The sequence below is a fragment of the Pseudomonas izuensis genome (assembly GCF_002356535.2).
In the GTDB taxonomy this organism is placed as follows: Bacteria; Pseudomonadota; Gammaproteobacteria; order Pseudomonadales; family Pseudomonadaceae; genus Aquipseudomonas; species Aquipseudomonas izuensis.
This window is the reverse complement of record NZ_AP017423.2, coordinates 5,477,415-5,489,815: the sequence shown is the minus strand read 5'-3', so window position 1 is coordinate 5,489,815 and position 12,401 is coordinate 5,477,415. Positions and strand designations below refer to the sequence as shown.

Annotated in this window: 13 protein-coding genes; 6 read left to right on the top strand and 7 right to left on the bottom strand. The window is 58.4% G+C overall.

All coding sequences use genetic code 11. The features are described 5' to 3' along the window. Window positions 1-26: 26 nt before the first annotated feature. Both LAB08_RS24460 and LAB08_RS24455 read left to right on the top strand, forming a co-directional pair. Window positions 27-245, top strand: a complete 219-nt coding sequence (locus tag LAB08_RS24460; protein WP_096509309.1) for a hypothetical protein — start codon at window positions 27-29, stop codon at window positions 243-245. 253 nt (window positions 246-498) lie between these two features. Further along, entirely contained in the window at window positions 499-1,422 is a 924-nt protein-coding gene (locus LAB08_RS24455) for a universal stress protein (protein ID WP_096509310.1), read from the top strand. 53 nt (window positions 1,423-1,475) lie between these two features. On the opposite strand, the gene LAB08_RS24450 is transcribed toward LAB08_RS24455, so the two are convergent. Continuing rightward, window positions 1,476-2,039: a GNAT family N-acetyltransferase gene (locus LAB08_RS24450; RefSeq protein WP_096509311.1), complete on the bottom strand. Its 564-nt coding sequence runs from the start codon at window positions 2,037-2,039 to the stop codon at window positions 1,476-1,478. 222 nt (window positions 2,040-2,261) lie between these two features. Here LAB08_RS24450 and LAB08_RS24445 point away from each other — a divergent pair, with 222 nt between their 5' ends. After that, window positions 2,262-3,173: a universal stress protein gene (locus tag LAB08_RS24445; RefSeq protein ID WP_096509312.1), complete on the top strand. Its 912-nt coding sequence runs from the start codon at window positions 2,262-2,264 to the stop codon at window positions 3,171-3,173. Window positions 3,174-3,426: 253 nt separating this feature from the next. Here the strand turns inward: LAB08_RS24445 and LAB08_RS24440 are convergent, their stop codons facing one another. Then, a complete protein-coding gene (locus LAB08_RS24440; protein WP_096515210.1) occupies window positions 3,427-4,170 on the bottom strand; it encodes a helix-turn-helix domain-containing protein in 744 nt (247 codons plus the stop codon). A gap of 352 nt (window positions 4,171-4,522) precedes the next feature. On the opposite strand from LAB08_RS24440, the gene LAB08_RS24435 reads away from it, so the two are divergent. Further along, complete coding sequence (locus LAB08_RS24435; protein WP_096509313.1) at window positions 4,523-5,407, top strand: universal stress protein; 885 nt, start codon at window positions 4,523-4,525, stop codon at window positions 5,405-5,407. Window positions 5,408-5,510: 103 nt separating this feature from the next. Here LAB08_RS24435 and LAB08_RS24430 read toward each other — a convergent pair whose 3' ends face one another. Continuing rightward, on the bottom strand, window positions 5,511-5,936 hold the full coding sequence (locus LAB08_RS24430; RefSeq protein WP_096509314.1) for a potassium channel family protein: 426 nt from the start codon (window positions 5,934-5,936) through the stop codon (window positions 5,511-5,513). Between the two features lie 312 nt (window positions 5,937-6,248). Between LAB08_RS24430 and LAB08_RS24425 the strand changes: the two genes are divergently transcribed. Both LAB08_RS24425 and LAB08_RS24420 read left to right on the top strand, forming a co-directional pair. Further along, window positions 6,249-6,503 (top strand): Lpp/OprI family alanine-zipper lipoprotein, encoded by a 255-nt coding sequence (locus LAB08_RS24425; protein ID WP_096509315.1) that lies wholly within the window; start codon window positions 6,249-6,251, stop codon window positions 6,501-6,503. Between the two features lie 78 nt (window positions 6,504-6,581). Continuing rightward, window positions 6,582-7,502 (top strand): universal stress protein, encoded by a 921-nt coding sequence (locus LAB08_RS24420; RefSeq protein WP_096509316.1) that lies wholly within the window; start codon window positions 6,582-6,584, stop codon window positions 7,500-7,502. A gap of 382 nt (window positions 7,503-7,884) precedes the next feature. Here LAB08_RS24420 and LAB08_RS24415 read toward each other — a convergent pair whose 3' ends face one another. From LAB08_RS24415 to LAB08_RS24400, 4 genes are read right to left on the bottom strand one after another with little or no spacing between them, the layout of a single operon-like run. After that, a complete protein-coding gene (locus tag LAB08_RS24415; RefSeq protein ID WP_096509317.1) occupies window positions 7,885-9,051 on the bottom strand; it encodes a DUF4350 domain-containing protein in 1,167 nt (388 codons plus the stop codon). Beyond that, complete coding sequence (locus tag LAB08_RS24410; RefSeq protein ID WP_096509318.1) at window positions 9,048-10,592, bottom strand: DUF4129 domain-containing protein; 1,545 nt, start codon at window positions 10,590-10,592, stop codon at window positions 9,048-9,050. Before LAB08_RS24410 ends, LAB08_RS24415 begins: the two co-directional genes overlap by 4 nt. Further along, window positions 10,579-11,556, bottom strand: a complete 978-nt coding sequence (locus LAB08_RS24405; RefSeq protein ID WP_096509319.1) for a stage II sporulation protein M — start codon at window positions 11,554-11,556, stop codon at window positions 10,579-10,581. Before LAB08_RS24405 ends, LAB08_RS24410 begins: the two co-directional genes overlap by 14 nt. Then, window positions 11,553-12,278: an RDD family protein gene (locus LAB08_RS24400; protein WP_096509320.1), complete on the bottom strand. Its 726-nt coding sequence runs from the start codon at window positions 12,276-12,278 to the stop codon at window positions 11,553-11,555. The genes LAB08_RS24405 and LAB08_RS24400 overlap by 4 nt, the downstream gene beginning before the upstream one ends. Window positions 12,279-12,401: the final 123 nt, after the last annotated feature.

Here is a 12,401-nt window from a genome sequence, read left to right as displayed (position 1 = left end):
AATCTAGATGTCGAACGGAGGTATTTATGATCATTGATATCACGGAGAAACCGACAAACCATTGCTGGGTCGTGCGCATGGATGCCCTGCAAGTGAACTTCAATAGCCTGGGAGAAGCACAGGCTTTCGTTGGCCAACTCAAGGCACGCATCGAAGCGCCGCATGTCTGGCCAACTCCTCCTTCCCCGGTAGCGTTCACCAAACGGATGCCTGGCCCTGGGGCCCGGGCCGACCTCGTGGTGTAACCCTTTGGACCAGCACGGGAGCTGCACGGGTTTGCTGATTGCGATCAGCAGCTATTCCATCAGCCAATCTGTGGTGGCGTGGGTCAGCGCTGGGTGATGGTTCGGTTGCGGACCAGATGTTGCTAACGCCGGCGATGTGGGGGGGCTGACGGACATCGCACGCGTAACTGACAAAAATCAAGTGGTCAGAACAGGTAACAATCAATCTATGGCTCTACTACCGGATTGAAATGAACGCGTGCGGAGGTGTCCCATGTCGCAGACTCAGCGTTTACTCTTGATCGCCCCTTCAGCCATGACTCGTACCCCGGCATTCGACCGGGCCGCGGCGTTGGCGCTGGCGATGCATTTGCCGTTGCACATCGTGGCGTTCGACTATTCACAGGCCTTGGCGGTAGCCGGGATGTTCGCCCCGGAACAGTTCAGCCTGGCCCGGGACGGCTATCTGCAAACCCATCGGCAATGGCTCGCGGATCAGGCCGGTTTGATGAGCAAGCATGGCGTGGAAGTCACCAGCGAGGTGGTGTGGGTTCAGCAGGCGTACGAGGAAATCCTGGCGTTCATTAATGAAATGCCGCTGACGCTGATCATCAAGGACGCGCAGGAAGAGTTGGCGTTAAAGCGCGTGTTTTTCACGCCGCTGGATTGGCAGTTGCTGCGCGACTGTCCAGTGCCGGTGCATCTGGTGACCAATTCCCTGAATCCCCGGCCACGTAACGTACTGGCCATCATTGATGTGTTGCGCGATGAGGAGCAGGACCGTGTGTTCAACGACCAGATTATCGACTCAGGGGCGAAACTGGCCGCGGTCTTTGATGCCAACCTTGAATTGCTGCACGTGTATGACTGGACAGCTGCATACGTGCAGGAGATGGGCTTTGCCTCGTTTGCGCTAGCCTCCGAGATCAATGAAGTGTTGGGGACGGCCCAACACGAGGCGTTCGCGGCCATCGCTGCACGCCACGGCGTGCCTGTGGAACATTGTCACTTCAAGGAAGGTGCCCCCGTGGCGAGTATTTGTGAATTCGCCGCCGAGCACGGCACGGATGTCATCGTCATGGGCACGGTGCAGCACAAGGGGTTGAGCAAACTTTTAGGTACCACGGCCGAGCAGCTCTTGCATCGGGCGCCGTGCAGTGTGCTGGCGATCAAGCCGGGACGAATGCTGCAATCCTGAGGGCGGGAATTGCCCCGCGATGGACCGTTGGCCGGAACATCGCGGGGCAATTTTTACAGGTAAAGACTATGGATGACCTGACGGGTGTCGTCGGGATCATTGTGCGTCTCGAAACCCAGTGCCTTGGCCAAGTCGCGCATTGGCAAATTACTGGAGGCGTCCACCGAATACATCTGGCGAAAGCCGTTTTTCCGGGCTGCCTTGATCAAATGGTGCATCAGTAATGTGCCTAGCCCCAGGTGCGTCCATTCGTCGGCGACCGTAACAGCGCATTCACAAACATGGTCGCCAGTCGCCGCATAGCGGCTGACGCCTATCTCGACCAGTTCACCGTTGTCGTGAACCAGGGCGATGTAGGCCAGGCGCAGACTGTCGTCGGTATCCATCAATTGATTGAGCATCGCATCGCTGGGTTCGCTGAACTGCGCGAGAAAGCGCATGTGCCGGGATTCGGGCGAAAGCCGTTTGATGAAGGCATATTCACGGTCGCGATCCTTTTCCGTCAGCGGCCGGATCAGCACGTGGCGGCCGTCCCTGAGCGCTTCGATCCAGTATTGGCCGTTGACCGCAGCGTAGACGGCCGCTGCCCGATCATTGTGGTCTTTGACGGTGAGCATGGGGTATTCCTCCAGTGCGGTTTAAAAGGTGATCGGGCGGCAAAACGCCGCGATTGATTCCTTTTTTACGCCGCTGTCTGCGCTGGAATTTGATCTGGATCAGAGACGGGTGTCTGGGGCGTCAATTCGTGCCGGTTTGATGTAAATCAACCTGCTCGAAGTATCAGAGCGCAGTGTGGAAGCATGCCGGCAGGTGATGACCGGGTCGAACGGAGGTGTGTGATGAGTCAATATCAAAGGTTGCTGCTGATCGTCGATCAAGGCCTTCAGCAGTCCCCGGCGGTGCAGCGTGCCGTCGCGCTGGCCAAGGCCGCCGGGGCAGTTCTGGACGTGCGGGCCTTTGTAGAGCCGACGCCGGTGGTGCATTTGTGGGAGGAAAAAGTCGACGATGCAGAGCAGCAGCGCTATTTGCGTCGCTACCGCCGCTGGGAGGCCGAAGAGTTCGATCGGCTCAGCGACCTGGATCTGGAGGTGACGGTCAAAGCCGTCTTCACCACCCATCCGCTGCTGGATATTTTGAGGACGGTCGAAGACCTCAAGCCCGACCTGTTGATCAAGGATGTAACCCTTGAACCTGTGCTCAAGCGGGTGTTTATTACCCCGCTCGATTGTCACTTGTTGCGTGAGTGCCCGGTCGCCGTGCACCTGGTCAACCACGTCCAGTACAGCTTGCCCCACCGGATCGTGGCGGCAGTGGACCCGTTCGATCCGGCAACTCAAATCAGCGGTTTGAATGACACCATCATCCAGACCGCCAATGCCCTGGCACTGCAATGTGATGCGCCGTTACACCTGTTGTTCGCCTATGACTTGTCGCCCCTCTTCAACAGCGACGCGCCACTGGCCGGGGGAGGTTGGGGTGTGGACTTCATCGAGGAGATGCGTCAATCCTTGCACCAGGCGTTTATTACACTGGCGCAGCGTTACGGCGTGCCGCCTGAACGACGCCATTTCGTCATGGGGCTGCCGGTGCCGGTGATCAGTGGATTCGTCGAGGAATTTTTGGCCGATGTGGTGGTGATGGGCACTGTGCATCGGGTGGGAATCGACCGGCTGATTGGCAGCAATACAGAGCGGGCGCTGTATTCTGTGCCGGGGAGCATTCTGGCGGTCAGGCAGCACGTCAGGGAGTGAGCACGATTGCGCCGTTGAACTGGCCGGTCCGTAAGCGTTCCAGCGCCGGATTGGCATCGTTCAGGGAAAGACGGGTGATGCCGCAGTTTACTGTCCGCGTCCAGGGGCGATCTGGATGGCCAAGTGTGCCGCGCAGGCCAGGACGTTGATCAATAGTTGCCGTGAACCAGGCGTTGGAATAGGGTGCTCTTGCGGTTGTAACGGCTGGCCGGGACGATGCAGGGCCATGGCGCGCATGAAGATTCTCCAGGCGTCACTTCAGGTGACGTTGGCAGCCCACGATCAGTTGCTTGAGCCCGTCCAGGTCCATGATGTTGACGTCGCGTCCGGTTATTGCCACCAGTCCTTGGTCACGCAGGTGCGCGATGCCCCGACAGATGGTTTCGAGGCGCAGGCCCAGGTAGGAGCCTATTTCCTCCCGACGCATTTTCAGCACAAAGCTGCTGGACGAATAACCCCGCGTATTCAAGCGTTGTGACATATTCAGCAAAAAAGCGGCCAGGCGTTCATCCGAGTTCATGTTGCCCAGCATCATCAGCATATCGTGATCGCGAACGATTTCACGGCTGAGGATTTTGTTCAGGTTGTGCTGCAATGAAGGCAGTTCTCGGGCAAGTTTTTCCAGGTGAGCAAAATGGATGGGGCAGACCTCGCTGTCCTCCAGAGCTACCGCGTCGCAGGCATGTAGATCGGTGCTGATGGCGTCCAGACCGAGTATTTCACCAGAAATCTGGAACCCAGTGACTTGCTCGCGACCATCGATTGAAAGCACGCTGGTTTTGAACGAACCGATTCGGACGGCATAGAGCGAGCGCAACGGATCGCCTGCACGGTAGAGTGCTGCGCCTCTTTTGACCTTAAGTCGTTGCATGATCAGTGTGTCCAGACGCTCGATTTCCACACCGGTCAGGCCTAGTGGTAGACACAATTCCAACACACTGCAATTGGAGCATGCAGACTTGAGGTAGTGACTTTGAGACGGCTTGGCGTCCGACATAATCTGCATGCCCCGGGTAATTGGAATAAGCATAGGTGCTCTAATTGCCCAGCTTTTCATTAGATCCAACTTAATGTGGATGTAATAGACGAACGGGTCGGAGCGCCGTTCCGTTGGCAAAATGCTCCTTGGACGCCAGCGCCATTCAACTTAAACGCAATCTTTGAGAGTTGATGTAAATCAAGTCATGAACGCTTCAGGCTCTCAGAATCGAGGAAAGCTTTGATGCCGATGTTCCGGCTAAGCCTCATCAGGCGCCGGGATCTCGATCTGGCAGGCAGCATCGAGCGATGATTTGCCGACGTTCAGGATCGCAGCTTGCTTGAAATGATGATCTGACTGGAGACCCATCATGAGCCAGTATCAACGGTTGTTACTCATTCTTAACCCTGTCCTGCGCTATTCCTCAGCCATGAACCATGCGGCAGCGCTGGCCAAGGCCAGCGGCGCGAGTTTGCATATCGCGGCGCTAATCCCCTCTTTCAAATGGTTATCGCTGCTTGAAGAAGGTGATCGAGAACCGGCTCGGGAGCGCTACCTTCAGGACCATCGCGACTGGCTCAAGACGCAGGCAAAAAGCCTGCGGGATAGAGATATTGACGTGACCACCGAGGTGGTTTGGGCCGAGGATATGAAACAGGACATTCTTGACCACGTTGTGGAGCTGCAACCCGACCTGTTGATCAAGGAGATTCAGCATGAGTCGGCGCTCAAACGGGCCTTTTTCACACCTTTGGACTGGCATCTGCTGCGCCATTGTCCGGTACCGATTTTTCTGGTGGGTGGCAGCGGCTTTGTGTTGCCGCGCAAAGTGGTGGCGGCGGTTGAGGTGTCAGACAATGAGTCAGCCGACAACGAACTGAATGAGCGGATTATCAAGCAGGCCTCCAGCCTTGCCATGCAGTGTGAAGCCGAGTTGCATTTATTGTACGCCTGCGATGTTGCGGCAGATTATCTGGCGGACATGGGTGGCCTGAAGCTCGCTGACCTTACCAAAGCGCTACGCAGGGACTTGGAAAAGTCCTTCCTGAGGTTGGCCTTCCACTTCGGCGTGCCCTCTGATCGTCGACATTTCATTCTGGGGCATCCGGTCACGGCGCTGAGCGAGTTCGCTAATCAACACCACGTGGATGTGATCGTGATGGGCAGGGTCCAGTCCCATGGGGTGCACAAGCTTGTGGGCAGCACGACCGAGCATATCTTGTATCAGGTGCCATGCTGCGTCCTGGCGGTATAGATCGAATCGGTACGGGGCTTGATGTCACACCGTCAACTCGACAATTTGTCGATAGCCTGCTCTTAGCGGCCGACAGTTGAATCTGATATGGATTGAAAAGGGATTATTTTCGTTTCCAGTACTTCTGCATTTCCAGAAACAGAAAGGATGCGGTCCACGTGATGAGTACCAACCCGGTCAGTGCTTGCAGGCCGGTCAAGTATTTGAGGTTGCCCACCGGCGAAATATCACCGAAGCCGATCGTCGTGTACGTCGTGAAGGAAAAGTAAACGCAGTCCATCAGCGAACCGTCGAAGTTGCCCGTCAGGCTACCCCAACGACCGGAGTGCACCATCAGGTAGTAGACCAATGCGAAACACCAGACCTCTGTGGCGTGGGCCAGCAGTGCGCCGAATACCCCAACGACAATTCTAAAACGGCTCCACAGCTTGAGTCGGGGCAGCCAATCATTCAGGCGCAGCAGACATTCGTAATGGATCGCTACGACGATGATGACCACGAGCGTATTGATCAGCGTGACTGCCAGCATGGCGGATCTCCAGCGGTGTCGGGCTGGAATTCAAGCTATTCCAGACTGGTTTTACGCAGGCTCAAGTCGCTCATGCGGACCTCCACTGTAAGGTCCGAGGGTTATGGCGAACTGTCATTGCCGGTCTGTGTTTTCTACGCCTGAGAACGGGAAAGTCGTTGAGGTAAATCAACAATGGTTTCATGAGCCGAAAGGAAGAGGTATTGCCAGCAATAGCCAACGATTTAATTGATAAAAATCAGTGTTCCCGCCGGATTACGCAAGATACTCGAACCACAGGTTTCCAGTTGTGATAGTCCGAGGGTGAAGATCATGAGCAAGAGTTTGTCCATTACATTGCTGGGCATTCTGCTGGCGACGACTGTCGGTTGCAGTCACAAGTACGCCCAGGAGATCGACGCACGTCTGGAGTCCGCCGAAAACAATGCTGCAACGGCACGACTCAGGGCCGATGAGGCATTCATAAAGGCTGAGCAGGCAACGGCAGCGGCCGCACAGGCGCAAAGCACCGCCGATGAGGCGAACGAACGTGCCAGGCGGATGCTGGAGAAGGCGAATCGCAAGTAGCAAGGGTTGCCTCGGGCCCAATGAAAGAAAGTCGGGCTTGCAAGCAGACAGGTCAATGGTTTCAGGGGGCGGTGTGTGATGCTCAAACTCAAACGCATTCTATTGATAGCCCCTAGCGAAATGACCCTGACTCCGGCGTTTGAGCGTGCGCGTGCCTTGGCTTGTGCAACCGGTGCGTTGCTGCACATCGTCGCGTTCGATTATGTTCCGGCGCTTGCGGTGGCCGGTCTGCTTGACCACGATGCGATGGCCCAGGCACGGGAAGGTTATCTCCAGGTACACCGGCATTGGCTGGAGCAGCAAGCCCGGTTTCAACGATGCACCGGCATGCAGGTGACCACTGAAGTGGTCTGGGCCCGGTCGAGCCTGGCGCACCTGCTGGAGTATGTGAATGACTTTCTTCCGGATCTGGTGATCAAGGATACCCATTACGTGCCGGCACTCGACCGGGCCTTTCACCGACCTTTGGACTGGCACTTGCTGCGCGAGTGTCCGGCCCACTTACACCTGGTGACCAGTGCCGCCAACCCTAAACCATTGAAAATTCTTGCTGCGATCGATCTATCCCATCTGGAAGAGATGACCCGGGGATTGAACGACCGGGTACTCGATCTGGCCTCTACGCTAGCGGCGGGCTGCGGTGCTGTACTGCACATGCTCAACGTCAGTCGTTGGTCTGTGATGAGCGATACGCCGATGAGCGTGCCGACAGGCAGTCTGGATGACAGTTTGAGAGACGCGATTGAGGATGCCCAGCAAGAGGCCATGGATGCGCTTGCCGAGCGCTATTGCATCAAGAATACACGCCGGCATTCACTGACGGGCATCCCCCACAAAGTCATCGGGCTTTTCGCTCAACAGAATGCCTTTGACATGGTGGTGCTGGGCACGGTTTATCCTCACGAACATAACCGGTTTATCGGCAGTACCGCTGAGAGCGTGTTGAACCGGGCACCGTGCAGTTTGATGATCGTCAAACCATTACCGCCACCAGATTGAAAGGGGCTCTGTTGAGCCTGCGGTTGATAAAAATCAATTGGCCGTGAACCAAAAGGAGCGATCAATAGCGCTCCCCTTGCCATGGCCTTGCCGCCACTGGCATCCACATGCACAAGGAAGTCCGCTTCGCGCTTGACGGTGCGCTCTTCATGGGGGAAGGGCAGACGCTCCACCCACCCCTCCTTCAGCGCGTATTCATAGAACGTGCAGATGTATGGAAATCGTACAGTGCGCGTCCGGTACTGGGCCATGAACGCTTCGAACCCAATCCCGTTCACGTTGACTGCGCTGACCCGTTAGGGCATGAATTCGCCCCTAAAGCGCATGAGCTTCTAAGTGACTGTTTCTAATCACAGCAATCCAACGCTTTCCAAGTGCCAGATCATAAGGCGTTCCTCAAGGTTTGCAGATGGGCGACCTGGCGACTGAATTCGGCGCTGGACAGTCGCTGCTTCGGTCGCGGGCCCATGGCCTGGCTGATGGCGAGTGTGGGTTGGCCGGTCAGGCGTGAAAGCACTCGCCATTGTTCGGCGACGCCGAGTTGGTCATAACCGGGATGGCGCCGACGGACACGGCGCAGAATGTCTTGCTGCAACCCTTGCAGCAGGCTGTGCTGACCGCTGCGGCGCAACATGAAGTCGGCGCTGGCACGCAGGTGCTCCTGCAACTGCCGACGTGCTGTCGGCACCGGTTGCTGCATTGGCCCGTGGCGCACCCCGGCATGCCAGAGGCCCAGGCCGATCAGGGCCAGCAAGGCGACCAGTGCCTGGGGGAAATTGCGCAACAGCAGTGTCCACAGACTGTCGTGTTCGGTGTCATATAGCAGGGTCACGCTCGTGTCCGCCGTCAGGTACCAGAGCAACCACGCGTTGTCGTACTGGTCGATGGCCGGGGTTTTCCACAGGTCGGCATCGGTCACCACGATGATCGAACCGAGCCCATGGTTGAGTTGCATCATGTGCGTGGCCTTGCCGCTGTTGGCCCAAGCCTGGGCCAGGTTTTTCGGGTCTTCCAGATGAAACGCAGGATCGAAGCTGGCGTAGGCCGGCGCGTCTTCGTTTTCCAGGTACAGCTTGGTGAGATTCGGATAGGGATCGCTTTCATTGTCCGGCGGTGGCTCCTTCAGATCCTTGCTCAAGAATTGGTGCAGCTGTACCCGGTCGAGCAGCCGGTCATTGCTTTGCCCGGTCTTTTCATCCCACAACGACTGGGCGACGAACAGCAGCCGCCCACCGGCTCGAGCCCAGTTCATCACTTGATCAATTTGCCGTGGCGTCATGTTGTAGCGGTCCCCCAGCAACAACAGGCTGTGCCGATGCGGCTCCAGGCTGGGCAGGATGTCGAGGCTGTCGGCATGGTTGACGTTCAGGCCTTGCTTGCGCAGGAAGTGTTCGGCGGCCAGGTAGGGATTGGCCTGGGCTTGCGGCGAGGGGCCGTGATCGATTTCCACCGGATAGGGCGTAGCCTTGAGATACAGCCAGACACTCAGCGTACCCAGCAACACGGCGATCAAAGCGCCGAGCATCACTGGCCAGGCGCGCCGGTTCAACGGCTTGTCCCCGGGCCGAACAAGGCACGCCAGCCGTCACACAGTTCCTGCTGCAAATGCGCGGGGGGCAGTCGGTGCCCGTAGGCCATGTTCTGCCAGTGACGGGTCAGGTTTTGGCTGAAAGCCAGCAAGGCCGGTTGTTGCAATTCTTCGACGCGTTCCAATACCTGGCCTTCGGTGTCGGCGGCTTTCAGTGCGATGTCGAAGTCGTGCAGCAAGTGGCTGAGCAGGGCGCGATAGAGCAACCCAAGCGCTTCCCGGGGGTGAGTTTGCCAGAGGTTTTCGGCGCTGGTGGCAATGTCGGTGGGCAAGGTTTCGCGGTCGATATCCAGGCCGAATGCCTGTTGCGGCACCGGTCGCGCGGCTTGTTTTCCAGGGCTTGGCCGACGACTGACGTAAGCCTGTAGCCAGTCGCGGTAATGCCAGATCAACAGACCGGCGGCTGCGATTACGGTGCCCCACAGCAAAGCCTCGATCAGCGTGGCCACGGCACCGAAGCGCTGGCTGCCAAACAGCTCGAACAACGCCCTGAGCCATTGCGGTGTGTTGCCGTCTTCCGGGGTTTCGGTCGTGGCATTGTCCGTACCAAAGCGGTAACGGGTGACCGTCTCCCTGTTTTTAAACGGCGGCTGATCGAGGATTGCCTTAATGCTGTCCCGGGAGGCCTGACTGGTCAGTGGCTGCTCCAGCAACCGCGGGCTGTCGGGTGTAATGGCCGGCTCGGTGGCCCAGACGCTTTGTGCGGCCGGCATCAGCAGGATCACCGCCAGCAATAACGCGACGGCTGCGCTGCTCAGGCGTTGGCGCAGGCGACGGAACACCAGTTCGATGTCCCAGGCTTCCAGCACGGTGCGCCGGTTCAGATAAAGGCTGAAGCCGCAGGCCACGTAGATCGGTTCCCAAATCACCAGTACCAACGCATAGAAGGCATTGGTCAGGTGTTCCAGCCAGCGCCAGTCCTGGGTGGCGGCGCTCATCAGCGACTGCCAGTTCCAGTCGAGGGCCACCTGTTGCGGCAGGAGCAGATAGAACAGCACCATCAGCCCGATCCACAGGGCGGTTTCCAGGTGCACACCTATCAGCGTCAGCCATCGAGCCGCGCTGGCGTCGCGCTGCAACAGCACCTGCAATCGCTGTTGCCGAGCCTCACCCGACAGACCTTCGAGCTGCACCACCGGCAGCAGGAAGCTGCGACAAAGGCTCAGCCGTCGCCAGGTCAGACTGGCCAGCAGCTGCGGCTGGAGCAGTCGCGGCCATTGGTAAAGCGCCTGTTTCAATGTGGGCGTTTCACCGAACAGGGCCTTGGACAGGATATACAGCGGCAGGCGTTCGAAGGCCGGTTTCAGCCACCAGAAAATGAACACGGCGAGGGAGGGTGACTCCCACAGCAGCCAGGTCAGTAGCGCAAAGACCGGCAAGGTCACCATGGCCCAACTGGTCATCAGCAGGCGCCGGTGGCGCTGGCTCAGCAGCACTCCAAGGTCCATGGCTTCCCAGGTGGGGCGCGGGCGGATCACCACACTGGCGTCACTCAGGCGCATGACGAACCCGCCCCGCAAACAGCAGATAAACGGCGACCGACAGCCAGAGCGCCGTTCCGACCAGGTATTTGGTCATGGGTGCCGGTGTCGTCAGCGACGACCAGTACGCCTCGATGAACGCCGCAATCAGCAGAAACAGCATGACCCCGCAAATCAGCAAAACACTCTTGCGCGCCGCCAGACGCAAGGCCTCGCCACGTGGCAGGCGTCCTGGCGCAATCAATGCCCAGCCCAGTTGCAGGCCGGCGGCTCCGGCCAGGGCAATGGCGGTCAGTTCGAAGGCACCATGGCCGATCACGAAAGACCAGAAGGTGTGCCCGTAACCGATCTGTGTCAGATGCCCGGCCACCGCACCAATGGTCATGCCGTTGAAAAACAGGAAAAACGCACTGCCCAGGCCAAACAGCAAACCGCTGGCGAAGGTCTGAAAGGCGATGCCGATGTTGTGCATGATGTAGTAGCCGAACATCACCCAGTCTTCGCTGGCCGCCCGTTCTGCCGAGCGCCCCAGGTGACCGGCGTCGGGGTCGTACATGCTTTGCATGTCGCTGACCTGTTCGGCCGGGATCAGGTTGTAGACCAGGTCCGGAAACAGATAAACCAGCAGCGCGATACCGATCAGGCTGCCGAAGAACATCAGGCTGGCGGCAACCACGAAGCGCCACTGTTCGCGCACCAGCCGGGGGAAGTCCGCGAGGACGAACGCCAGCAAATGGGCGCCCGGTCTGCTGCGATGGCGATACAGCTGTTGATGCCCGCGCAGGACCCGTTGCTGCAACGAGTCGATGAGAAAGCTGCTGTAACCGCGTTCCCGCGCCAGTGCCAGGTGTTGACAGACACGCCGATAATCGCCGGGAAAACCCTCGACCCCGGTGGCGTTCCTGTTGCGCTCCAGGCGTTCCAGCAGGCCGTCGAATTGCTCCCATTGGGCCATGTGCCGATGTTCGAAAAAACTTTGCTTCATGCCGGACCCAACAGGCCATGGGCGATGCCGTTGAGTTCCGCCACGGCCTGCGGCGCGGGAACCTGTAGCGGCTGCGCGAGGATCGATGCCAGCTCATAGACCCTGGCATCGGAGAGCTCAGCCTGGCGTTCGGCAAAACCGAGGATGGCCCGTTGCTCGGCCAGTGTCGGGGTAAAGGCCGGGCGACGAGGCTGGGCGGGTGGGAGTTGCGGTCGGGTGAGTGGCTGTTCGCGGTAAATCACCAGGGTACCGGCGGCGATGTCGCCGAGGCGCTTGAAATTGGAGTGTTGCAGGCAACTGATGGCCCCGAGGAAGTAACCGAAGGGCAGCAGGTCGACAAAGCGCAACAGGTTGCGCAACAGTGACGCAGACCAGCCAATGGGGGTGCCATCGTCCTGCACCACGCGCAGGCCCATCCATTGCTTGCCCGGTGAGCGCCCCTGGTTAAGGACCTCGAACAGCACCATGTACCACCAGCTCACGACGAAGATCAGCAGCGAGCCGAGTCCCGCACCGAGTTTTCCCAGCATCGCCAGGACGATGAACAGCACGCCGAGGATCAAGCCGCGCATCGCCAGATCAATGGAAAACGCCAACGCACGAACCATCAGCCCGGCCGGGCGCAGAGGCAAATCGATGCCTTCCGGCGTTTCGACCTGATACCGCGTATCCAGTGGCGGGAACAGCGTCGCTTTCCTTGGCAGTGCTGTGGTCTCGAGCATGGGCAACCTGATGATGTGGCCTGATCGGGATTGTCTTGTCTCTCGATGCTAGCAGTCTCGCCGGGGAAAACGACATAACTCTGTATTGCGCGGTAATAAGGCAGGGGCGATTGAATGACAAGA

Bases quoted from the DNA above. Each gene is read 5' to 3' on its own strand.
- LAB08_RS24460 (WP_096509309.1), top strand. From the start codon at position 27: ATGATCATTGATATCACGGAGAAACCGACAAACCATTGCTGGGTCGTG.
- LAB08_RS24455 (WP_096509310.1), top strand. From the start codon at position 499: ATGTCGCAGACTCAGCGTTTACTCTTGATCGCCCCTTCAGCCATGACT.
- LAB08_RS24450 (WP_096509311.1), bottom strand. From the start codon at position 2,039: ATGCTCACCGTCAAAGACCACAATGATCGGGCAGCGGCCGTCTACGCT.
- LAB08_RS24445 (WP_096509312.1), top strand. From the start codon at position 2,262: ATGAGTCAATATCAAAGGTTGCTGCTGATCGTCGATCAAGGCCTTCAG.
- LAB08_RS24440 (WP_096515210.1), bottom strand. From the start codon at position 4,170: ATGTCGGACGCCAAGCCGTCTCAAAGTCACTACCTCAAGTCTGCATGC.
- LAB08_RS24435 (WP_096509313.1), top strand. From the start codon at position 4,523: ATGAGCCAGTATCAACGGTTGTTACTCATTCTTAACCCTGTCCTGCGC.
- LAB08_RS24430 (WP_096509314.1), bottom strand. From the start codon at position 5,936: ATGCTGGCAGTCACGCTGATCAATACGCTCGTGGTCATCATCGTCGTA.
- LAB08_RS24425 (WP_096509315.1), top strand. From the start codon at position 6,249: ATGAGCAAGAGTTTGTCCATTACATTGCTGGGCATTCTGCTGGCGACG.
- LAB08_RS24420 (WP_096509316.1), top strand. From the start codon at position 6,582: ATGCTCAAACTCAAACGCATTCTATTGATAGCCCCTAGCGAAATGACC.
- LAB08_RS24410 (WP_096509318.1), bottom strand. From the start codon at position 10,592: ATGCGCCTGAGTGACGCCAGTGTGGTGATCCGCCCGCGCCCCACCTGG.
- LAB08_RS24405 (WP_096509319.1), bottom strand. From the start codon at position 11,556: ATGAAGCAAAGTTTTTTCGAACATCGGCACATGGCCCAATGGGAGCAA.
- LAB08_RS24400 (WP_096509320.1), bottom strand. From the start codon at position 12,278: ATGCTCGAGACCACAGCACTGCCAAGGAAAGCGACGCTGTTCCCGCCA.